The organism is Pseudomonas sp. Van50, assembly GCF_055390755.1.
Map to the genome: position 1 here is coordinate 1,044,993 of NZ_AP024343.1, position 20,817 is coordinate 1,065,809.

A 20,817-nucleotide genomic window follows, 5' to 3' on the forward strand; every position below is an offset into this window, starting at 1 on the left:
CTTGGTAAAATCAGTGGCGACGGATGTCGGAGAGAAATTGCTGGGCACGTGGATGCTTTGGCGAAGCGAAGAACTCTTCAGGTGGAGCTACTTCGAGTAGGCATCCCTGATCCATGAACCAGACGATGTCCGAAACTTCGCGAGCAAAATTCATCTCGTGAGTCACGCACACCATGGTCATACCTTCGGCAGCAAGAGCCTTCATCACAGACAGCACCTCTCCCACCATCTCGGGATCTAACGCGCTAGTCGGCTCATCAAACAGCATCACAGGTGGATTCATTGCCAACGCGCGAGCAATCGCAACTCGTTGTTGTTGACCGCCGGAGAGCTGGTTTGGATACGCTTGCGCTTTGTGGCCAAGACCAACCTTTTCGAGGAGGCTCATGGCCAAATCGCGAGTCTCGGCCTGCTTAGATTTGCTGACCCACAAAGGGCCGCACGTTACGTTTTCAAGCACCGACAGATGAGGGAACAGGTTGAACTGCTGAAACACAAAGCCAATATGGCTGCGCATCTTATTCACATCGACGTGCTTACCCTGAACATCCTGCCCGTTCACATGAATCGTTCCCGAGCCTATTTCCTCAAGGCGGTTCATCGTGCGAATCAACGTCGACTTCCCAGAGCCAGAGGGCCCACACAGGACAACCACTTCGCCCTTTTTTACCTCTGCACTTACGTCAGTTAGGACGTGATGCTCTCCATACCATTTGTTTACATCACGCAATGAGATTATGGAGTCGGACTTAGGCGCCACAGCGCTATTACTTTTAATAGTCATGGTGATCAATGTCCCGTAACTGGTGCATTTTGTGCGTTTGGGGGAATCTGGGCGACGGTGCGCGTATAGCGACGCTCTAAGCGAGCTTCGAGCAAGCGTGCCGCCTGAGTCAGGGCAAAGCAGATGACGAAGTAGGCTAGCGATAGCACCAGGAACACACTGAACGGTTCAGTGATAACAGAACTGTTCACTTGGTTGGCCGCGTAGGTCAGCTCGTTCACGCCAATTACGTAGCCAAGGGATGTGTCCTTGATGGTTGTCACGAATTGGCCAACCATGCTTGGGAGCATATTGATGAGTGCTTGGGGGAGGACGATCTTACGAGTCCGTGTCCAGTAACCCATACCCAATGCAGCCGCTGCCTCAGTCTGCCCTTTTGGGAGAGACTCGATCCCAGCCCTGACGATCTCAGCCAGATACACGGATTGAAAAATCACCAACGTGACAGCCATGGTGGTAAATCCCGCCACGGGACGACCCACGATAAGCGGCACAATGAAGTAGGCACCGAAGATCAGCATTACCAGTGGGATGCTGCGCAACAGATAGCGGATCGCCGTTGCTGGATAACGAATGCATTTGAATGGACTCAACTGAGCCAGAGCCAGTAGCACACTCAGAGGGAAGGCGAGACCAATACCGATGATGGACAACAGTACGGTTGCCGCGATACCGCCCAGAGGGCCATTAGGGTAAGAGCCAATGAGAAACAGCAACCAATACTCATGAATAATGTCGATCATGATTAGCGCCCCTTAATCCGTACTCGCTGCCCAATCCAGCCGCCGATGAACAGCAAGGTGAGCGCGACCACGACATACATCGCTGTACTGATGCCGTAAGTTTCAAAAATTCTGAATGTGCCGCTAGCCACCTCTTTCGTGGCGTAAGTCAGCTCCATTACACCGATAACCATCGCCAGGCTTGTGGTCTTCACAAGCATTACTGTGTTGCTCAGTAGCGGCGGAATCGCGACCCGCAAAGCTTGAGGCAGGATGACTCGACGCATTGTGCCGGCGTAGCTCAATCCGATAGCACGCGCAGCTTCTTGCTGCCCCTTCGGAATACTTCGTAAGCCACTTCGAATGTCTTCCGCGAAGTAGGCACCGTAATAGAGGCCAATAGCGATTGCTGCAAAGACAAATTCACCGTGATACTCATTCACGATCTCCTGAAGACTCTCAGGAAGAATGCTGCTTACACCGAAATACCACAGAAAAATATGTACCAGAGGCGGAACATTTCGCTGGTATTCAACGAAAGCAAGCACACACCATTCGATGACTTTGATCTTGGTCATCCGCACGAGCGTCAGAAATAATCCAACAGCAAACGATAAGATCCAGCTGCATACCGACAAAACCAGAGTGATCGCCAGGCCTTCGAGGAGCACGCCCCCGTATTCGCTTAGGAATGACATGGTCGCCCCCCAGTGCGACGGCCTTTGGGCTGATCGCAATCCGGATACACCTCTATCCTTACATAAGGGCATGGGTAGCCTGCCCAGCCCATTCCATGAGCTTCAGTATCAATTTCGGAGGCTAAACGCCGTATCGCATTGAGCACATTGATGTACAGCTTCTTCTTTTTATTCATCTCTACTCTCCTGCCTGCCCCTGCGGGGCTTAACTGGTCAATTGACTGAACCACTGATGGCTCACCTGTGATATCCACAAGCCACAACCGTGCCAAAACGTCAGGACTGGTCGTGAATCAACCCAGTTACTGGTCAATAATATGCCCGCTTTTTGGGTCGCGCAACGACCACTTAGCCTTAAACGCCAAAAAACGGCCCTAAAAATGACCAGTCGTCGCCTTGGCGCACCAAAACTGGTCACTATTTATGGCTCAAGGGGATATACTCAATAAAAACCAATTAATGGTAAGTGGTCATGACAAGAGACCAAAGCGTGATGCAGCTTGAGTTCCGTCCCAAACAGATTTATGAACAGGTAGCCGACCAAATACGCCAAGGAATCAGTACCGGTGCTTTCACAACAGGTTCTAGACTGCCCTCTGAGCGGGATCTCGCACATCGCTTCAAGGTAAGTAGACCGGCAGTCCGTGAGGCTATAGGCGCGCTTCAGAACGAAGGAATTGTGATCACACGACACGGGTCTGGAACTTACGTCGTCGACCGTGACCACGAACGCCCCGGCCCACACTTCTTGCTGACCGAAGCGGACTACAGCCCCATCAGCACCCTTGAGGTCAGGATGTTGCTTGAGCCAGCAATCGCTAGACTCGCCGCTCGGAAAGCAAAAAGGAATGAGCTGGCAGAGCGGTACCTTTCTCAGATGGCTGACGTAAAAGACATCAGCGACGTCAAGCAGCAAGCTCTCTGGAGTGAATGCGACAGGAAATTCCACCACCAACTCGCGCTCATGACTGGAGATGTGTTGATCGCTAAAATTGCCGACGAAATTGATCGGACAATGGCCCAGCCACTCTGGAACCGGTTGAGGGATGACGGTATCTACGACTCTGAGCGGATACAGTTGTATGTCGCTGAACACCGCTTGATCTATGAAGCAATCGTCTCAGGAGATGAAGAGGCGGCTGCGTTCTATGTGGAAGGCCACCTCAAGCGCGTGCATAGAGATATCAGCTCGCTTGAGTGATGATGACTGGCGGTAATGGGCCAAGATAGAACGAGTGTCAAAATGCGAGGATTGACGGTTAGACGGTGCTGCCTTAGATACGGTCGAATTGGGTATATCGATACGTTTCCCCGGATCGATCGCGATAGAAAATCTCAGTTTGTACACTTCTGGCATTTTTGCCTTGGCTGGTCGTTCTAGAAGCTTGCACCTTAAGCCGATGAGCTTGCAGCGCATGGGAATACCGTGCGGGCCTGCACGTACTGCCCAACATATCAAAGGGGGCGAAAAAATACGTGTTGTTAAACTGTCTCGTGGCGACCAGCTAACGATATCCTGCGATACCGGAACGTCCTCAATGTTTTGCTTGGTGCTGCAGCTTCCAGTTGCTCAGCCTGCGACGGCAGTCGTCATGCTGCATACCACGGATAACGGGTTGGCGCGACTGTCGCTAGCCTATCCACGCTTAGCGTATTGGGGAGACCTTGCGTTCCTTTGTTTGGTTGATCGCAGATGCTAACAGGCTGCCAGTCGCCGCCTTCTGGATGTACTCGCTCCACCACGCCATCATCGGACGACGGCGTTCGATGTAGTCCGCCCGGTTGTAGGCGCTCCGGACTTCGTCCTTATCGACATGTGCCAAAGCGACTTCGACTAACTCGGGATCCCACCCATGTTCGTTCAGAATAGTGCTGGCCATGGACCGCATGCCGTGGCTAACCAGGCGGTCCTGAAATCCCATGCGTTTCAATGCCATGTTAGCTGTCTGGCTATTAGCGTGGGTGCGCGGATTTCTGTCTGAGGGAAATACGAATTCCCTGTTCCCGCTAAGGTGCTTGAGTGTCTCTAGCAACGAGAGCGCCTGGTCGGTCAGCGGGATTGTGTGAGGTCGACGCTTTTTCATCCGTTCTGGGGGAATGGTCCAAATGCGCTTGTCAAAGTCGATGTCTGCCCATCGGGTGGTAGCCGCCTCGGCAGGACGAGTCATCGTGTGCAGTTGCCATTCAATCAGGCAGCGAGTCGTGCGCTTGATGCTGGCGTTCGCGATTTCCATCATGAGTTCGGGTAGCTCCTCGGGTGGTAGCGCGGCCATGTTCTCTTTCTTGGGCTTCTTGAACACTGCCCGAATTCCATTGAGGGGGTTCGCGAATATCAGTCCGGAGTTGACCCCGTAGGTCATGATCTCGTTAAGGCGTTGACTCAATCGCTTCACTGTTTCGAGACTGCCTTTGGCCTCAATTGGACGGAGGATCTTGATAACCATTGGAGCAGTGATTTGCGAGAGCGGCGTCGTTTTCATGCTGGGAAAAACATGAAGAGTTAGCGAGCGCCAGATGTCTTCGGCGTAGGCCTTGGTTACGGAGTCTTTCTTCAATTCGAACCAGGCCGTGGCCACCTTCTCGAAGGTGTGTTCAGTTTCAGCGAGCTTGGCTTGCCGTGCCTCATCGCGTTGGGTTTTGGGATTAATGCCCAGAGCGAGCAACTCACGTGCCTCTAAGGCTTTTTTTCGGGCGTTGGCTAACGAGAGGTCTGGGTATGGGCCGAGCGCCATATTGATACGGCTTCTGGTTAACGGCTCGCGGTAATTAAAATTCCACATCATCGAGCCGCTGGCGCGTACTCGAAGTTGCAAGCCATCGCCGTCGCTGAGGACAAAGTCTTTACCAGTTGCCTTAACTGCCTTGAGCTGGCGATCAGAGAGGCGGGTTGCGTTAGTAGGCATGGGGCTACCTCCAGCACCGTTTTGGTATCCTGAAAATAGCACCTAGTAGCCCGGGATACCACCTGGGATACCAAAGCGCCTGGAACTCAGAAAACTTCCAAAGCCCACAATATCCCTGAAATCCCCGCATTTATTGGATTTCAGGCACAAAAAAAGACGTCCGTGGACGTCTTTAGATGTAAAAGTGGTGGAGCCGGGGGGATTTGAACCCCCGTCCGCCAGTACTCTGCTGTCGGTACTACATGCGTAGCCGTGTCTATTAAGTTAACCCTCAGCGACCCGACGGGCAGGGTGCTTTGGGCGAGTTGTGTAAGTTTTAGCCGCTTCGTCCACAACGTACTGCACGGCGATTCCGTTCTATATGACAATCACTTTGGGTTTACGGACATCCCCTAATGATTGCTGGACCCGAAGGTACCAGAAGCTCAGGATCTAAGGCTGCTTACGCAGCGATAGCGAATTCCTGGCCGTAGTTTTCGTCATTGGCAACTATAGAAGTTGCAACAGTGGATTTACGAGTTCTGTTACCAACTCGGCATGCACCTAAAGTTTCGCAACCGGCGTCGAATCCTAAACGGCCCCGAACCTGTCGCTCCATGAAGCTGTTGGAGCGGCAGGCATGTGCAGTGTACGCCAATCCGCGTCTGAGGCCAACCCGAAGGTTGGCCAACTGCGGTGTCACTGGCCGCCTTTGGTGTTGTTCTGTAGCTTCTGGATGGCCTGATTGGTCAACGAGATGCAATTTTCGGTGCCTTCTTTGGTGCCTTTGGCATGCTCAGCCTTGGCTTGTCCAACGGTGGCGTCGATGTCGGTCTTCAGACCTTCGCTCATTTGCTCGGTGCTGACTTTGGCGTCGCTGATCTTTTGCAGATTGATTTTGCAAAGGTCATCCTGGCTCCCTGCAAACACCGGAGAGGCCAACATCGCAGCGGAAATGAACAAGCCAGCAAGTGCGGTGCGCTTCATGTGTATCTCCTTAAACGTATGGTCTCGGTGCCGCTGGACAGTCGCGGCCGGGCCGAGTCGGTAGATGGCCCAGCGGAACCGGGCCTATTCAAGTGACTACAACGAATCGCAGGAATTCGATTTTTTAACTGATGCCGGAGACCCTCCTTCCATGGTGGCGGTTTTGGAGCGTGTCACCCGGTCCACCAGATACACCAATCCGTGGTAGTCGATTTCGCCATGACGCGTCAGACCGATTTCACACGTACGGCTGGTGGAAATGCCCTCGGTGCAGTATTGAACCGCGTCCTTGAGGGTTCGCAGCGAGTGGGCGTTCAGCTCGGGTGTGGTGAAGCCCTTGTCGCCGGCGAAACCGCAGCAATGGATGCCTTCGGGAATGACCACGTTTTTACTGCATTTGCGCGCCAGCTCGATCAGCGCCTGGCTTTCGCCGAGGTGCTGTGTGCTGCAGGTGACGTGCACGGCGATGGGCGCCTCCTGGGGGGTGAAGTCGAGACGCTCCATCAAATGGGTACGGATGAAGCGTACCGGGTCGTACAGGTCCAGGCGCACGTCACCAAGGTCCTGGACCAACCGTAGCGTGCAGGGGCTGGTGTCGCAGTAGATGGGGTCGAGCCCGCCGCGACTGGCATGCAGCAAGGCACTGATCAGTTCCTGGCGCTTGTGCTCGGCCTGTTCTGTGTAGCCTTTGGAAGCAAAGGGTTGGCCGCAGCAGAGGCTGTCCACATTGTCTGGAAAAACCACCTGGTAGCCGGCCTTTTCCAGCAGGCTGCGGGTCTTGTCGTACAGCGACATCTGCTCCTTGTCCGCCGCCGTCGGGCCCATGACCCGCGACACGCAAGCCGCCAGGTACACCACGCGCGGGCGTTCGTCCGGCACGGTGGGGCTGAAACGGATGGCCTTTTCCGGTTGCGGCATGGCGCTGGTCCATTGTGGCACCTGGCCCTTGGACAGGCGCGTCAATGAGGCCGACAGTTTCGCCAGGCGGGGTGCGCCCAACAGCATGCGCGCACCGTTGGCGACGTGCAGGGCAAAGCGTGCGCCTTGCAGCGTGGTGGCGAAATTTCCTTCAATCCAGTTGGCGGTTTTCGTCTTCGTCGCGTCGCGGCTGCGCAGTTTTTTCACCAGCTCGCCGGTATTGATGCCTACCGGGCAACGTTGCGCACACAGGCCCGTGGCGGCGCAGGTGTCGATGCCCTGGTATTGGTAGGCACGTTCCAGTTCGGTGGTGTCCGTGCCGGCGCGTTTTTTCGCCTGGATGTCCCGCCAGATGACGATGCGCTGGCGCGGGCTCAAGGTCAGGTCTTTGGACGGGCACACCGGCTCGCAGAAGCCGCATTCGATGCACTTGTCCACGATCTCATCGGCGGCCGGCAGGGGCTTGAGGTGCTTGAGGTGGATCTGCGGATCTTCGCTGAGCACCACGTCCGGGTTGAGGATGCCATTGGGGTCGAGCAGTCTTTTGAGCTGCCACATCAACTGGTAGGCATCACTGCCCCATTCCAGCTCGACGAACGGGGCCATGTTGCGCCCGGTGCCGTGTTCGGCTTTCAGCGAGCCGCCGAATTCCACTGCCACCAAGTGCGCCACGTCATCCATGAACGCCTGGTAGCGTGCGACTTCTTCGGCGCTGTTGAAGCCCTGGGTGAAGACGAAGTGCAGATTGCCCTCCAGCGCGTGTCCGAAAAGGATCGCTTCGTCGTAGTGATGTTTGTCGAACAACTCGATCAGGCGGTTCACGCCGAGGGCCAGTTGCTCCACCGGAAAGGTCACGTCTTCGATGATCACCGTGGTCCCGGTCTTGCGTACCGCCCCCACGGCTGGAAAGGTGTCTTTGCGGATCGCCCAGAGCCGGGCGTTTTCCCGTGGGTCTTCGGTAAAGTCGACCTGTTTTTCCACCGGGAAGCCGGTCAGGGAGGTCATGATTCGGGCCAGCTGTTCTTGTAGTAACGACGAAGAAGCCGCGCGGGATTCGATCAGCAAGGCGCAGGCATTAATCGACAGATGCCGTACGAAATCCGGCATGCCTGGTTTGTCCTGCACCGAGCGCAGGCTGCGGCGGTCCAGCAGTTCCACGGCCGATACCGGCTGGCTTTTCAGCACGGTGACGGCGTTGCAGCAGGTTTCCACATCCGGGAATACGATCAGCGCCGAAGCCTTGTTCGGATGGTCGATGACGGTGTTGTAGGTCACCGCACTGATGAAGCCGAGGGTGCCTTCGGAGCCCACCAACAGGTGGCTCAAGATATCCACAGGCTCGTCGAAATCCACCAGGGCATTGAGTGACAGGCCGGTGGTATTTTTCAGACGGTATTTGTGGCGAATTCGAGCGGCCAATTCGGTGTTGGCGCGGGTTTCGCGACCGAGGGTGGCTAGGCGTTCCAACAGTTCGCCATGGCTTGTACGAAAAGCCGCCACGCTGTTGTCGTCTTCGGTGTCCAGGCGTGTGCCATCGGCCAGTACCAGGCGGATGCCGGCCAGGGTGTGATAGGTGTTCTGCGCGGTGCCGCAGCACATGCCGCTGGCGTTATTGGCGACGATGCCGCCGATCTTGCAGGCGTTGATCGACGCCGGATCAGGGCCGATCTTGCGCCCGAACGGAGCCAGCCAGGCGTTGGCCTGGGCGCCGATCACGCCGGGCTGCAAACGAATCTGCGTGCCTTGTTCGCGAATCTCGCGACCGTTCCAGTTATCCCCCAGCACAATCAGTACCGAGTCGCTGATGGCTTGGCCGGACAGGCTGGTGCCGGCGGCGCGGAACGTGACAGGGACCTGGTCCCGTTGGGCCAGTTTCAGCAGGGCAATCACTTCATCTTCGGACTCGACGCGTACCACCAGTTTCGGAATCAGCCGATAGAAACTGGCGTCGGTGCCGAAGGCCAAGGTCGACAAGGGATCGTCGAAACGTCGCTTCTGTGGGATCAGCTGTTGGACGTCGCGCAGGAAAGGGGCCGGAAGGGTCATTGGTCCTCCAGAATCAAGACCACCAGATCCTTCGGACCATGGGCGCCATAGGCCAGGACTTGTTCGATGTCGGCGGTTTTCGACGGGCCGGACACCAGCAGGGCATTGGTGGGCATGCCTTGGGCCCATTCGAATTCCTGTTGCACTTCATAAAAGTTGTCGCGGATCTCGCTGGCCTTGAGCAGGGCGAAATGCACCGGTGGTACCAGGCTCATCAGCCGTGGCTCTTCCCGCGTTGGCCAGAGAATCAGGCTGCCGGTGGCGGCGATGGCGCCGAGGGTTCCCGTGAGGCTGGCCGGGGTGTCGTTGAACAACTCGGCTTTCCATTCCTCTATCGGTCGGTCGTAAGCCTTGAGAGTTGGCAGGTCCGGATTGTTCGCCCAGAACTGTGCGATTTTTTTTCCGTGTGCGGTGGTCGGGGCGATGAGCAGGCTCGGCAATTGACGGTCGCGCAGCAATTGCGCGAGCAGGGCCGGCCAGCCTTCCTCGGAAGTCAGGTGGATTTCGGTGTGGACCGCTTCCATCAGCTTGCGCAGCTGAGGAATGCGTTCCTCCGGCGCGTAGCGATAGGTTTGCGTCACCAGTTCGACATCGAAATTGTCGGCAACCGGCGTGGTGCCCGTCAGGCTTTTACGCAGCTTGGCGAGGATATTTTCCTTGGCGCTCATTGGCGGTCTCCCTGCTGGTTCAGGTGTTCGCGGGCCAGGTCATGCAATGAGCGGGCGGCGGGTTGGGGGGCGCTGTGGTTCTGGGTCCATGGGCCGACGTTTTTGGGTATCAGGGCGCGCAAGCGCGTGGCGAGGAACCCGAACAGTCGGTACAGCCGCGGCGAGCTGTTGAGCCAGGCCCAAGCATTCCAAATGAAGCGCTCCTTGGGCGAGTATTTGCTGCCCTGGCCGCGCATCACCTGGTTCGGGCTGTCCGGCGCCTTGACGTTTTCTTCCCGCAGCCGCCGCAGCAGCGCGGGGATCGGGATTTTCACCGGACACACTTCACCGCAGGCGCCGCACAGCGAAGAGGCGCTCGGGTGGTCCGGCACCTTGGCCAGGCCGACCATGTGCGGCGTGATGATTTTTCCGATAGGCCCCGGGTACACCTCGCCGTAGGCATGGCCGCCGATTCGGGTATAGACCGGGCAATGATTCATACAGGCGCCGCAGCGAATGCAGTTCAGCGTCTGGCGCAGTTCGCTGTCGGCAAACGCCTGGCTGCGTCCGTTATCGAGCAGGACCAGGTGGACTTCCTGGGGGCCGTCCAGCTCATCGGCCTTGCGTGGCCCGGAGATCATGTTGACGTAGGTCGTGATGGGCTGGCCGAGGGCCGAGCGGGTCAGCAGCGAGAGCAGTGGCACGACATCGCGCAGGTTCTCCACCACTTTTTCAATACCGGTCACGGCGATGTGCACCGGCGGCACGGTGGTGGACATCCGCCCATTGCCTTCGTTTTCCACCAGCAGCAGCGTGCCGGTTTCGGCGACGGCGAAGTTGACGCCGGAGACGCCGATGTCGGCTTCGAAGAATTTCTGCCGCAATACCTTGCGACCGATCTGAATGAGTTGGTCGACGTCCTTGGTGTACTCCACGCCGAGTTTGTCGTGGAACAAGGACGCGACCTGACCGGCATTCTTGTGGATCGCCGGCATAATGATGTGTGAAGGCTTCTCGTGGTCGAGCTGGACGATGTATTCCCCCATGTCGGATTCGAGACATTCAATGTCTCGAGCCTCGAGGAAATGGTTCATCTCCATCTCTTCGCTGACCATCGATTTGCCCTTGATCACTTGCCGCGCCTCGTGAGCGCGGATGATCGAGAGGACGATGCCATTGGCTTCGTCCACCGTCTCCGCCCAGTGCACGTTCACACCGTTGCGGGTCAGGTTGGTTTCCAGTTGCTCGAGCAGGTCGGGCAGCTTGGATAGCGCACGGGCGCGGACGGCATTGCCCAGCACCCGCAGGTGTTCTCTTTCGTGGGCATCGCTGAAGGACGCTGCCCGCTTGGTCATCAGTGAATCCATCGCGCTGCGAAAGTTGTTTCGCAGTTGCGTGTCGTCCAGGGCCTTGTGGGCCCGGGCGCGAAAATCTTCCTGCGCCTCAACCGGTACTTCAACGGTGGGGATCAGCGTCGGCGTGCTCATGCGGCACCTCCGGTACGCTGCCAGAGGAAGCTTGCCAGGTGCTTGCCGCGCAACGCCTCCTGCTGTTTTTCCAATGCGCCGTTGATGTTCATCAAGCAACCGCAGTCGGCGCTGAGGACCTGATGTGCGCCGGATTCCTTCAGCGCCCGGGTCTTGTCGGCCACCATCGCGCCGGAAATATCCGGCATGCGGACACTGAACGTCCCGCCAAACCCACAGCACTCGCTTTCGTGGCTGTGTTCGACTCGCTCCACATTACGCAACTGCGCCAACAACGCGCGGCCGTGCAAGTGGGTATTCATCTCACGCCGTGCCGAGCAAGACGTATGCAGCGCGACCTTCACCGGCTCGCCGCTGTCGTTCAACTGCACCTTGCAGACCAACAGCAGGAACTCGGCCAGTTCATAGGTCCGGGCCGCCAGGGCCTGCACCTGTTTGAGGGTCTCCGGCTCGTCCTTGAACAGGTCGGCGTAATGCTCGCGCAGCATGCCGGCGCAGGAACCCGAGGGCACCACCACCGGAAAGTCTTCGGCAAACAGGGCCAGTTGCGACCGTGCCACCGTCCGCGCCTGCTCGGTGTACCCCGAGGTGTAGGCCGGTTGTCCGCAGCAACTTTGCCCTTGCGGGTAGTCCACCCGGATCCCTTCGCGTTCCAGCAGATGAATCGCATCCATCCCGGCTTCGGGATAGAACAGGTCCACCACGCACGTGCCGAACAGGTAGACCCGACGCGGCTTCTCGCTGGGGTATTGCCGAGGTTCGGGCAAGGGCGGGGCGACACGGGTCGCGTTCGGTACGGCGTTGTAAAAAAGCTCGCTCATCAGGCGTGTCTCCGGGTGGTCCCGGTTATCCGTCCGCTGAGGCTGCTGAATATAGCCAGGAAATCTTTCAGCAGCCTTGCAGACCCGGTTGTGAATAGCAGACGCCGAATCACGGTTCGGCGTCGGTTTTTCCAGTATCGCGTGTAGGACTTAATGAACCAGCATGCCGGTAAACCAGTAGGCCTGGGCCAACGTGATCAGGCCGACAATCGTTGCAAAGAATAGGCTGTGTTTGAGGGTGAAACGGAACAGATCCGATTCCTTGCCCACCAGCCCGGTCGCCGCGCAGGCCACCGCGATCGATTGTGGCGAAATCATCTTGCCGGTCACGCCGCCGCTGGTGTTCGCCGCTACCAGCAAGGTGTCGTTGACGCCGATCTGGTGCGCGGTGGTGGCTTGCAACGAGCTGAACAGCGCGTTGGACGAGGTATCGGAACCGGTCAGGAACACGCCCAGCCAACCCAGGAACGGCGAGAAGAACGGGAACGCTGCGCCCGTGCCGGCCAACACCAGGGCCATGGTCGACGACATGCCCGAGTAGTTGGTGACGAAGGCGAAGGCCAGCACCATGCCGATGGACAGGATCGGCCAGCGCAGCTCGAAAAGCGTCTCTTTAAAAGTGGTAAGACCAGTTTTGATATTGATCTTCAGCACCAGCATCGAGATCAGTGCGGAGAAGAAAATCGCCGTGCCGGTGGCGGAAATCGGATCAAGCTTGAACACAGCCGGGATGGCGGTGGGGTTGATCACGATGGGGGCGACCTTGATCACCATCTGGTCCAGGTGCGGGATGGCGAAGTTGAACACCCAGCCGTACATCGAGCCGCCCGCGGCGAACATGGCCTTGAACGGCTTGAGGGTCCAGATCGTCACCAGCACGGTCAGGATCAGGAACGGCGACCAGGCCTTGATGATTTCCCCCAGGCTGTAGGGCGAAGCCACGGTGCTGCGCGGCTGGCCGAAACCGCCGACGCTGGCGGTGACCGTTGCGCTGGAAGTCGCGCCGGCAATCTGGGCGCCGGCGGTGCGCTTGGGCTGCCAGACTTTCAGGAACAGGGTCAGGGAAATCAGGCTGGCCAGGGCCGAGGTGATGTCCGGCAGTTCCGGGCCGATGAAGTTGGAGGTGAAGTACTGGGTGATGGCGAAACTCAAGCCGGCCACCAGCGCTGCTGGCCAGGTTTCCCGCACGCCGCGCAGGCCGTCCATCATGAACACCAGCCAGAACGGTACGAACAGCGACAACAGGGGCAGTTGGCGACCGGTCATGGCGCCGATCTTGAAGGCATCGATTCCGGTGACCTGGCCGGCCACGATGATCGGAATGCCCAGGGCGCCGAACGCCACCGGGGCCGTGTTGGCGATCAGGCACAGGCCCGCGGCGTACAGGGGGTTGAAGCCCAGGCCGACCAGCAGCGCGGCGGTGATCGCCACCGGTGCGCCGAAGCCGGCGGCACCTTCCAGGAATGCGCCGAAGCAGAAACCGATCAACAGCACTTGCAGGCGTTGGTCATCGGTAATCGACAGCACCGAGCTGCGAATCACCTCGAACTGGCCGCTCTTGACGGTCAGTTTGTAGAGAAACACCGCGGCGACGATGATCCAGGCGATGGGCCACAGGCCGTAGGCAAAGCCATAGCCGGCGGCGGCGAAGGCCATGTCGGCGGGCATGTTGAACGCGAAAATCGCCACGGCAATCGCCAGGGCCAAGGTGATGCTGCCGGCCACATGGCCCTTGAGGCGAAACACCGCCAGGGCCAGGAAGAAAAATACGATGGGAATAACGGCCGCGAGTGCGGACAAGCCGAGGCTGCCGAGCGGGCTGTAGAGCTGTTGCCAGGTTTGCATCATGGGTGGGCCCCTAATTGTTGTTGGTCAGGCACTGGTCAGCGGATTTGGTTAATTGGTAATACCAATTTACAAGCGCTGTTGGCTAGGGTAAAAGCCTTGGTTGTCGTGTGTCAATTTGCCGCCCTGAAACTTTCGTCGAATAAGCGGTGCAGAGGGCATCTGATCCGTTCGAACAAATGGCTTTTGGTGGGTGTAGGTACGGCCCGGATGGGCCAGAATAGAGAGCCCGGCGAGCCGTCGGGATCGTGGAGAATTGAGTTATGGGGTTTGATCAGATTCGTCAGCGCCGTTTGTCTGACGATATTGTCGAGCGGCTTGAAGGCATGATCCTTGAGGGCACGCTGAAGTCCGGCGAGCGCCTGCCGGCCGAACGGACCCTGGCCGAACAGTTCGGCGTGTCACGTCCTTCATTGCGCGAGGCGATCCAGAAACTGGCCGCCAAGGGCTTGCTCGTCAGTCGCCAGGGCGGCGGTAACTATGTCGTCGAGTCACTGGGCTCGACATTCAGCGATCCGCTGCTGCAACTGCTGGAAAGCAATCCCGAAGCGCAACGTGACTTGCTGGAGTTCCGCCACACCCTGGAGGCGTCCTGTGCGTATTACGCGGCACAACGGGCCACGGATGTGGATCGCGAGCGGCTGACGGCAGCCTTCGGCGAGCTGCAGGATTGTTACTCGCGCCACGACGAGGTCAGCCGGGCGGAGGAGGGCGCGGCAGATGCCCGGTTCCATCTGGCGATCGCCGAGGCCAGTCATAACGCAGTCTTGCTGCACACCATTCGGGGCTTGTTCGACCTGCTCAAGCGCAACGTCGTCACCAACATCGGCGGCATGTACAAGCAGCGCAGTGAAACCCGCGACATGCTGATCAGCCAGCATCGGGAGTTGTACCAGGCCATTATGGAAGGGCATGCCGAACAGGCGCGGGAAGTGTCCAGCCGACATATCTTGTATGTGCAGGAAGTCTTGGAGGAGGTGCGCCAGGAAGTGCAGCGGGTGGCGCGGGCGGAGCGGCGCAAGGGGATGTGAGCGTGCTTGCGAAGCCTGTGGGAGCGAGCTTGCTCGCGAATGCGGTCAGTCTGACCCATCAATGTTGAATGAGTCGACGCCATCGCGAGCAAGCTCGCTCCCACAATTGGATCTTTGGTGAACGCAGGGTTTGCGTATCGCCGCGATCCTGTGGGAGCGAGCTTGCTCGCGAATGCGGTCAGTCTGACCCATCAATGTTGAATGAGTCGACGCCATCGCGAGCAAGCTCGCTCCCACAATTGGATCTTAGGTGAGCGCAGGGTTTGCGTATCGCCGTGATCCTGTGGGAGCGAGCTTGCTCGCGATAGCGGTCCCAAGGACGAAAGAATCAGTCTTCCTTGCCCTTGTTGCGCACCGCACGCTGCAGCTCGCGGCCGGCGTCGCGTTCGCGTTCGGTATCGCGCTTGTCGTACTCCTTCTTGCCCTTGCCCAGGGCAATTTCGCACTTGATCAGGTGCTTGCTCCAGTACAACGACGTGCAGACGCAGGTGTAGCCCTTCTGCTGCACGGAGGCGAAGAGCTTTTCCAGCTCGCGCTTGTTGAGCAGCAGCTTGCGCGAGCGCACCGGGTCGGCAATCACGTGGGTGCTGGCGGTGGTCAGCGGCGTGATATGGCTGCCCAGCAGCCAGGCCTCGCCGTCCTTGAGCAGTACATAACTGTCGACCAACTGCGCCTTGCCAGCACGCAAGCTCTTTACTTCCCAGCCGGCCAGGACCATGCCAGCCTCGAAACGCTGTTCGATGAAGTAATCGTGTCGCGCCTTTTTATTTTGCGCGATGGTCCCTGTGGGGTGTTTCTTCTGTTTAGCCATAGGGGCGGCATTATAGGCAGTTGCGGGCGTGTCGGCTACGGTGAACCTGCGTGCTTGAGCACGTTGAGTGAATCCCGGACAATGCGGCCTCTTTTTTGAACGCTTGGGCGTGATCACGATGTCGACAGACAAGGTTTCTGTCCACGGCAGTTGGGCTAGCCGCTGGGTCTTCATACTCGCGGCGACCGGTTCTGCCGTGGGGCTGGGTAGTATCTGGAAGTTTCCGTACATGGTCGGCGTCTACGGTGGCGGCGCCTTCGTGTTGATGTTCCTGGCGTGCATCGCGCTCATCGGCGCACCGGTGATGCTGGCCGAGACGCTGATCGGGCGTCGGGCCCGACAAAGCCCGGCCAATGCCCTGAAGGTACTGGCGGTAGAGGCTGGACATTCGACCAAGTGGTCGTGGGGCGCCTTCGCCGGGATGATCACGGCGCTGTTGATCCTGTCTTTCTATAGCGTGGTCGGTGGCTGGTCCCTGGACTACATCATCGACATGGGGCGCGGGGATTTCCAAGGGGCCACGCCGGATCAGGTGGGCGCCTACTTCGGCAATGTGATCGCCGATCCCTGGAGGCTGACCCTTTGGCACACGATCTTCATGGTCCTCTCGGCGGTGGTGATTGCCCGGGGCGTGGTGGCCGGGCTCGAGCGCAGCCTGCGGATCATGATGCCATTGCTGTTCGTGATGATCCTGGTGCTGCTGGGCTACAGCATGACCACCGGGCATTTCATGGAAGGCGTGCATTTCATGTTCGACTTCCAGCCGGAGAAAGTCCTGGACGGCCTGCTGCCGGCCATGGGGCATGCGTTTTTCTCCCTGAGCGTCGGGGTCGGTTCGATCATGATCTACGGCGCCTACATGCCCAAGAACGCCTCCCTGACCCGAACCGTCTTTGGCGTCGCGCTGCTGGACACTTTCGTGTCGCTGCTGGCGGGTGTGGCATTGTTTCCGATTGTGTTCGCCGCTGGCCTGAACCCCAGTGAGGGGCCGGGGTTGATGTTTGTCAGCCTGCCCTTCGCCTTCGGCAGCATGGCTTTCGGCCAAGTGATGGGTGTGGTGTTTTTTGTGCTGGTGGCCATCGCGGCCTGGAGTTCGGCCATTTCCCTGTTGGAACCCATGGTGGCTTACTTGGTGGAGCGGACCCGCATCAGCCGCGCCTGGGTGACGTTCTGGCTGGCTTTCACTTGCTGGTTTGTCGGCCTGGGTACGGTGTTTTCCTTCAATATATGGAAGCAAGCGAAGTTTTTCGTGAACGAAGGCGGGCTGTTCCATCTCTATCAGTGGGGGGCGACTGGAGGGCTGGATTTCTTCGGCGTGATTGATTTCTTCACATCTCGGATCATGCTGCCATTGGGTGGTTTGTGTTTCGTGGTGTTTGCAGGATGGGTCATGGGGCGCGATGCGGTGCGTGATGAACTGTCGCTGCGCAGCCCGGTATTGTTTGCCTTGAGCCTGTTCTTGATGCGCTATGTGGCGCCCATCGGCATTCTCGTAGTGTTTGCCGCCCAGCTGTGGAAGTGACGCTTACATGACGACACATATTCAACGCTCGGCCTTGCTGCCCTACCCGGCGCAGGCGCTGTATGACCTGGTCAACGACGTGGCGAGCTATCCGGAGTTCTTGCCGTGGTGCTCATCCGCCGAGGTGCTGGAAAGCTCCGAAACCCAGATGCGCGCCAGCCTCAACATTGCCAAGAGTGGCTTGAGCCAGCGCTTCGTCACGCGTAATACGCTGGTGCCGGGGCAGTCCATCGAAATGAACCTGGAAGAGGGGCCCTTCAATCAGCTCCACGGCGTCTGGGTGTTCAAGCCGTTGGGTGAGAAGGCCTGCAAGATCAGCCTGGACCTGTCGTTCGACTACGCCGGTCCGCTGGTGCGAGCGACGTTGGGGCCGCTGTTCAATCAGGCCGCCAATACGCTGGTTGACGCGTTCTGCCAGCGGGCCAAGCAGAATGCAGAGCTCAAGCGTTGATTGAGATAGAAGTGGTGTATGCCGCGGTGGACCGCCAGGTCTTGCGCACGTGCATGGTGCAGGAAGGCACCAGTGTTCGCGCGGCACTGCTGGGCTCGGGGATTGCCGATGCATTCCCGGAGCTGGACCTGGCGACGTGCCCGGTGGGGATTTTTGGCAGGGTGGTTGCCGATCCGGCTAATCAAGTGGTGCAAGCGGCGGATCGATTGGAGATTTATCGACCTTTGTTGGCTGATCCGAAGGAAATTCGTCGCCTGCGCGCGGCCAAGGCTGCCCAGGCGCGACAATCGGAGCAATGACCTGGCTTGAATGGCAGGTAATAAAAAACCCGGCATGCCGGGTTTTTTCATGTCGCAATTTATTGCGGCGAGGTGTCCAGCGGCTCTGGTGTCGGGACCGGTACGGTCTCGACTTTGTCCACGTCCTTCTGGATCTGGTCCAGCAACGAACCTGGCTTGACCGGTTTTTCCGGTTTCGGCTGTTCGGCGTTCTGGGTCGGATCGGTCACGGTGGTGCCGCTGTCCTTGCCCATGATGGCCTCGTCGCGGCTCACGCCAGGCATGAAATCGCCCGACAAGCTGACAAGTTGGTCGTCAGGACTGAAGATAACGCTGATGCGTTCCTGTTGGCGCTCACCGCCGCCAGGCTGCAAGCTGTACAGATAATCCCAGCGATCGGCATGGAACGTGTCGGTCAGCAGAGGGTTACCCATGATAAACCGTACTTGCCGGCGGGTCATTCCCGGGCGTAACTGGTCTATCATGTCCTGCGTGACGACATTGCCCTGCTGGATGTCGATTTTGTAAACCCCGGGAATGAACAACCGGCGAGTGCGAGCAGTCCCACAAAGGTGAAACTGGTTAGCAAGAGCTTGGTGTTTTGCATCGGTGGGCGACTTCCACTATCTTGGCTGGGACAACGTAAACGCCGATCATACCCGCATTAAGAGAAGCTGCGAAGCAGCATCGCGAGAAAGCTGACCATGGTTGAAAATAGCGAACTACGCAAAGCCGGCCTCAAAGTGACCCTGCCACGGGTCAAGATTCTACAAATGCTCGATTCCGCAGAGCAGCGCCACATGAGTGCCGAGGATGTCTACAAGGCGCTTATGGAGGCTGGCGAGGACGTCGGTCTGGCCACGGTTTACCGTGTTCTGACCCAGTTCGAGGCAGCTGGCCTTGTGGTGCGACACAACTTCGACGGAGGCCATGCGGTCTTCGAACTGGACGATGGCAAGCATCACGACCATATGGTCAACGTCGAGACCAGTGAAGTCATCGAATTCTTCGACGAAGAAATCGAGCGGCTGCAGAAAGCAATCGTCGACAAGTATGGTTTCGAGATGGTTGATCACAATCTTGTGCTGTACGTACGCAAGAAAAAGTAAGCATGTCGCGCGGACTTGAGGTTCGCGAAACGAACGAAGGCGACCCCAGGGTCGCCTTCGTGCTTTCTGTCGCCCTCAGATTTTCGCGGTAACGACCATTTTTTTCGCGTGGGCCAGGGATTCCTTGGTGAGGTCGATACCCCCGAGCATTCGCGCCACCTCTTCCACTCGCTCGTTTTTGTTGAGTTTGGACACGGCGGTGCGAGTCGCGTCCTCGCCACGCACTTTGTGCACGAATAAATGCTGGTGTCCCTGGGCGGCGACCTGGGGCAGGTGAGTGACGGTCAGCACCTGGCCGCGTTCCCCCAGTCGGCGCAGCAACTGGCCGACAATTTCCGCGGTTGGACCACCGATGCCCACGTCCACTTCGTCGAATACCAGTGTTGGCACCCGAGAGGTCTGCGCGGTGATGACCTGGATAGCCAGGCTGATTCGCGACAACTCACCGCCGGAGGCGACTTTGGCCAGGCCCTTGAGCGGTTGCCCGGGGTTGGCGCTGACCAGCAGTTCCACCTGTTCCAGTCCATTGGGTTGGAGCTCGTCACCGGCGTTGGGGCGCAACTCGATGGTGAAGCGTCCGCCCGGCATGCCCAGGCGCTGGATCTCCTGCTCCACGGCACTGGCCAGCCCTGTCGCGGCCTGGCGCCGCAGTTCACTGAGCTCCTTGGCCTTTTCCTGGTAATGACGGGCATAAGAAGCCAGTTCGTCCCCCAGGCGCTCGATGGATTCATCGTTGGCGTTCAGGGTTTCCAGTTCTTCCAGCAGGCGCTGCTGGAGTTCGGCAACGTCGGTTGGCTGGATGCGGTGCTTGCGTGCCAGCGTATAGATGGTGTCCAAGCGCTCTTCCAGGTACTGCAGGCGCGCCGGGTCGGCATCGAAATGATCGAGGAAACGGTTCAGTTCCCCAACGGCTTCCTCGACCTGGATCTGCGCGCTCGTCAGCAGGTTGGTCGCTTCGTTCAGGGAACCCACCGAATTGTTCACGCTGGAGAGTCGGTTCAGGCTCGCTGTCAGGGCATTGAGCACATTGCCCGAATCACTCTCGCTGCATTGTTCGACCACCTGTCGGCAGATGCCCAGCAGGGTTTCGGCGTTGGTCAGGTTCTTGTGTTCCTGCTCCAGTTCTTCCAGTTCATTTTCGCCCAGGGACAGGTTCTCCAGTTCTTCGAGCTGGTAGCTCAATAGCTGGTGACGGGCACGCTGTTCGTCGCCGGAGTTGGAAAGGCGATCGAGCTCCTGCCGGGTCTGGCGCCAGCGTTGGGCGGCCAGTTGGACTTGTCGGGCCAGGTCGGTGGCGCCGGCGTATTCATCCAGCAGGCGACGATGGGTATCGGTCTTGAGCAGGGATTGGTGTTCATGCTGGCTGTGGATGTCGATCAGCAGTTCGCCGAGGGCCTTGAGATCGCCCAGGGGGCAGGGTGTGCCGTTGATGTAGCCTCGGGAGCGGCCTTCGGCGGTGATGACCCGGCGCAGGATGCACAGGCCGTCGGTGTCCAGGTCGCGTTCGGCCAGCCAGGCGCTGGCCTCGGGGATGTCGACCAGGTCGAACGTCGCCAGGATGTCGGCCTTGTCCGCTCCGGGGCGCACCACGCCGCTGTCGGCGCGGTCACCCAGGGTCAGGCCCAGGGCGTCGAGCATGATCGACTTGCCCGCGCCGGTTTCACCGGTGATCACACTCATGCCTCGATCGAGTTCGAGGTCGAGATGTTCGACGATGGCGTAGTTGTGTACGGACAGGTGCACCAGCATAAGGCCGCTCCCAGGCTTTAGGTCTGGTT

At 58.5% G+C, this 20,817-nt stretch carries 18 protein-coding genes, 1 other RNA gene and 1 pseudogene; 6 read left to right on the plus strand and 14 right to left on the minus strand.

Annotation, left to right across the window (positions count from 1 at the left end):
• Positions 1-10: 10 nt before the first annotated feature.
• From ACZ5M5_RS04420 to ACZ5M5_RS04430, 3 genes are read right to left on the minus strand one after another with little or no spacing between them, the layout of a single operon-like run.
• Positions 11-739, minus strand: a complete 729-nt coding sequence (locus tag ACZ5M5_RS04420) for an amino acid ABC transporter ATP-binding protein (protein ID WP_439958657.1) — start codon at positions 737-739, stop codon at positions 11-13.
• A 50-nt stretch (positions 740-789) separates the two neighbouring features.
• A complete protein-coding gene (locus ACZ5M5_RS04425; RefSeq protein WP_464738697.1) occupies positions 790-1,527 on the minus strand; it encodes an amino acid ABC transporter permease in 738 nt (245 codons plus the stop codon).
• A 2-nt stretch (positions 1,528-1,529) separates the two neighbouring features.
• On the minus strand, positions 1,530-2,204 hold the full coding sequence (locus ACZ5M5_RS04430) for an amino acid ABC transporter permease (RefSeq protein WP_464738698.1): 675 nt from the start codon (positions 2,202-2,204) through the stop codon (positions 1,530-1,532).
• A gap of 472 nt (positions 2,205-2,676) precedes the next feature.
• Here ACZ5M5_RS04430 and ACZ5M5_RS04435 point away from each other — a divergent pair, with 472 nt between their 5' ends.
• Complete coding sequence (locus tag ACZ5M5_RS04435) at positions 2,677-3,405, plus strand: FadR/GntR family transcriptional regulator (RefSeq protein ID WP_464738699.1); 729 nt, start codon at positions 2,677-2,679, stop codon at positions 3,403-3,405.
• 445 nt (positions 3,406-3,850) lie between these two features.
• Here ACZ5M5_RS04435 and ACZ5M5_RS04440 read toward each other — a convergent pair whose 3' ends face one another.
• The 8 genes from ACZ5M5_RS04440 to ACZ5M5_RS04475 all read right to left on the minus strand — a co-directional run bounded on the left by ACZ5M5_RS04440 (position 3,851) and on the right by ACZ5M5_RS04475 (position 13,837).
• Positions 3,851-5,107: an integrase domain-containing protein gene (locus ACZ5M5_RS04440; protein ID WP_464738700.1), complete on the minus strand. Its 1,257-nt coding sequence runs from the start codon at positions 5,105-5,107 to the stop codon at positions 3,851-3,853.
• A 185-nt stretch (positions 5,108-5,292) separates the two neighbouring features.
• Positions 5,293-5,689, minus strand: a transfer-messenger RNA (tmRNA) gene (gene ssrA / locus ACZ5M5_RS04445).
• Between the two features lie 96 nt (positions 5,690-5,785).
• Positions 5,786-6,073 (minus strand): hypothetical protein, encoded by a 288-nt coding sequence (locus ACZ5M5_RS04450; protein ID WP_060739237.1) that lies wholly within the window; start codon positions 6,071-6,073, stop codon positions 5,786-5,788.
• Between the two features lie 96 nt (positions 6,074-6,169).
• Entirely contained in the window at positions 6,170-9,037 is a 2,868-nt protein-coding gene (locus ACZ5M5_RS04455; RefSeq protein ID WP_464738701.1) for an FAD-binding and (Fe-S)-binding domain-containing protein, read from the minus strand.
• Positions 9,034-9,705: a LutC/YkgG family protein gene (locus ACZ5M5_RS04460; protein ID WP_464738702.1), complete on the minus strand. Its 672-nt coding sequence runs from the start codon at positions 9,703-9,705 to the stop codon at positions 9,034-9,036. The genes ACZ5M5_RS04455 and ACZ5M5_RS04460 overlap by 4 nt, the downstream gene beginning before the upstream one ends.
• Positions 9,702-11,171, minus strand: a complete 1,470-nt coding sequence (locus tag ACZ5M5_RS04465) for a LutB/LldF family L-lactate oxidation iron-sulfur protein (protein ID WP_103308921.1) — start codon at positions 11,169-11,171, stop codon at positions 9,702-9,704. Before ACZ5M5_RS04465 ends, ACZ5M5_RS04460 begins: the two co-directional genes overlap by 4 nt.
• The gene (locus tag ACZ5M5_RS04470; RefSeq protein ID WP_103308922.1) at positions 11,168-11,992 is read right to left on the minus strand and encodes a (Fe-S)-binding protein; all 825 of its coding nucleotides are present in this window, start codon (positions 11,990-11,992) and stop codon (positions 11,168-11,170) included. Before ACZ5M5_RS04470 ends, ACZ5M5_RS04465 begins: the two co-directional genes overlap by 4 nt.
• Positions 11,993-12,142: 150 nt before the next feature.
• Positions 12,143-13,837, minus strand: a complete 1,695-nt coding sequence (locus ACZ5M5_RS04475; protein WP_060743082.1) for a lactate permease LctP family transporter — start codon at positions 13,835-13,837, stop codon at positions 12,143-12,145.
• Between the two features lie 263 nt (positions 13,838-14,100).
• On the opposite strand from ACZ5M5_RS04475, the gene ACZ5M5_RS04480 reads away from it, so the two are divergent.
• Positions 14,101-14,868: an FCD domain-containing protein gene (locus ACZ5M5_RS04480; protein ID WP_060739232.1), complete on the plus strand. Its 768-nt coding sequence runs from the start codon at positions 14,101-14,103 to the stop codon at positions 14,866-14,868.
• A gap of 328 nt (positions 14,869-15,196) precedes the next feature.
• Here the strand turns inward: ACZ5M5_RS04480 and smpB are convergent, their stop codons facing one another.
• Positions 15,197-15,679, minus strand: coding sequence for an SsrA-binding protein SmpB (smpB, locus tag ACZ5M5_RS04485; protein WP_042730880.1), 483 nt, complete (start codon positions 15,677-15,679; stop codon positions 15,197-15,199).
• Between the two features lie 118 nt (positions 15,680-15,797).
• On the opposite strand from smpB, the gene ACZ5M5_RS04490 reads away from it, so the two are divergent.
• From ACZ5M5_RS04490 to ACZ5M5_RS04500, 3 genes are read left to right on the plus strand one after another with little or no spacing between them, the layout of a single operon-like run.
• Complete coding sequence (locus ACZ5M5_RS04490; protein ID WP_060743081.1) at positions 15,798-17,201, plus strand: sodium-dependent transporter; 1,404 nt, start codon at positions 15,798-15,800, stop codon at positions 17,199-17,201.
• A 7-nt stretch (positions 17,202-17,208) separates the two neighbouring features.
• Complete coding sequence (locus tag ACZ5M5_RS04495; protein ID WP_060739231.1) at positions 17,209-17,652, plus strand: type II toxin-antitoxin system RatA family toxin; 444 nt, start codon at positions 17,209-17,211, stop codon at positions 17,650-17,652.
• Positions 17,649-17,951 (plus strand): RnfH family protein, encoded by a 303-nt coding sequence (locus tag ACZ5M5_RS04500; protein WP_464738703.1) that lies wholly within the window; start codon positions 17,649-17,651, stop codon positions 17,949-17,951. The genes ACZ5M5_RS04495 and ACZ5M5_RS04500 overlap by 4 nt, the downstream gene beginning before the upstream one ends.
• Before the next feature lie 59 nt (positions 17,952-18,010).
• On the opposite strand, the pseudogene ACZ5M5_RS04505 reads toward ACZ5M5_RS04500, so the two are convergent.
• Positions 18,011-18,537, minus strand: a pseudogene (locus tag ACZ5M5_RS04505) (outer membrane protein assembly factor BamE).
• Positions 18,538-18,634: 97 nt separating this feature from the next.
• On the opposite strand from ACZ5M5_RS04505, the gene fur reads away from it, so the two are divergent.
• On the plus strand, positions 18,635-19,039 hold the full coding sequence (fur, locus tag ACZ5M5_RS04510) for a ferric iron uptake transcriptional regulator (protein WP_003197684.1): 405 nt from the start codon (positions 18,635-18,637) through the stop codon (positions 19,037-19,039).
• Positions 19,040-19,114: 75 nt separating this feature from the next.
• On the opposite strand, the gene recN is transcribed toward fur, so the two are convergent.
• On the minus strand, positions 19,115-20,788 hold the full coding sequence (gene recN, locus ACZ5M5_RS04515; protein WP_464738704.1) for a DNA repair protein RecN: 1,674 nt from the start codon (positions 20,786-20,788) through the stop codon (positions 19,115-19,117).
• Positions 20,789-20,817: the final 29 nt, after the last annotated feature.

Excerpts from the sequence above, each read along its gene's own strand:
- ACZ5M5_RS04425 (WP_464738697.1), bottom strand. The coding sequence starts at position 1,527 with ATGATCGACATTATTCATGAGTATTGGTTGCTGTTTCTCATTGGCTCT.
- ACZ5M5_RS04430 (WP_464738698.1), bottom strand. The coding sequence starts at position 2,204 with ATGTCATTCCTAAGCGAATACGGGGGCGTGCTCCTCGAAGGCCTGGCG.
- ACZ5M5_RS04435 (WP_464738699.1), top strand. The coding sequence starts at position 2,677 with ATGACAAGAGACCAAAGCGTGATGCAGCTTGAGTTCCGTCCCAAACAG.
- ACZ5M5_RS04440 (WP_464738700.1), bottom strand. The coding sequence starts at position 5,107 with ATGCCTACTAACGCAACCCGCCTCTCTGATCGCCAGCTCAAGGCAGTT.
- ACZ5M5_RS04450 (WP_060739237.1), bottom strand. The coding sequence starts at position 6,073 with ATGAAGCGCACCGCACTTGCTGGCTTGTTCATTTCCGCTGCGATGTTG.
- ACZ5M5_RS04455 (WP_464738701.1), bottom strand. The coding sequence starts at position 9,037 with ATGACCCTTCCGGCCCCTTTCCTGCGCGACGTCCAACAGCTGATCCCA.
- ACZ5M5_RS04460 (WP_464738702.1), bottom strand. The coding sequence starts at position 9,705 with ATGAGCGCCAAGGAAAATATCCTCGCCAAGCTGCGTAAAAGCCTGACG.
- ACZ5M5_RS04465 (WP_103308921.1), bottom strand. The coding sequence starts at position 11,171 with ATGAGCACGCCGACGCTGATCCCCACCGTTGAAGTACCGGTTGAGGCG.
- ACZ5M5_RS04470 (WP_103308922.1), bottom strand. The coding sequence starts at position 11,992 with ATGAGCGAGCTTTTTTACAACGCCGTACCGAACGCGACCCGTGTCGCC.
- ACZ5M5_RS04475 (WP_060743082.1), bottom strand. The coding sequence starts at position 13,837 with ATGCAAACCTGGCAACAGCTCTACAGCCCGCTCGGCAGCCTCGGCTTG.
- ACZ5M5_RS04480 (WP_060739232.1), top strand. The coding sequence starts at position 14,101 with ATGGGGTTTGATCAGATTCGTCAGCGCCGTTTGTCTGACGATATTGTC.
- smpB (WP_042730880.1), bottom strand. The coding sequence starts at position 15,679 with ATGGCTAAACAGAAGAAACACCCCACAGGGACCATCGCGCAAAATAAA.
- ACZ5M5_RS04490 (WP_060743081.1), top strand. The coding sequence starts at position 15,798 with ATGTCGACAGACAAGGTTTCTGTCCACGGCAGTTGGGCTAGCCGCTGG.
- ACZ5M5_RS04495 (WP_060739231.1), top strand. The coding sequence starts at position 17,209 with ATGACGACACATATTCAACGCTCGGCCTTGCTGCCCTACCCGGCGCAG.
- fur (WP_003197684.1), top strand. The coding sequence starts at position 18,635 with ATGGTTGAAAATAGCGAACTACGCAAAGCCGGCCTCAAAGTGACCCTG.
- recN (WP_464738704.1), bottom strand. The coding sequence starts at position 20,788 with ATGCTGGTGCACCTGTCCGTACACAACTACGCCATCGTCGAACATCTC.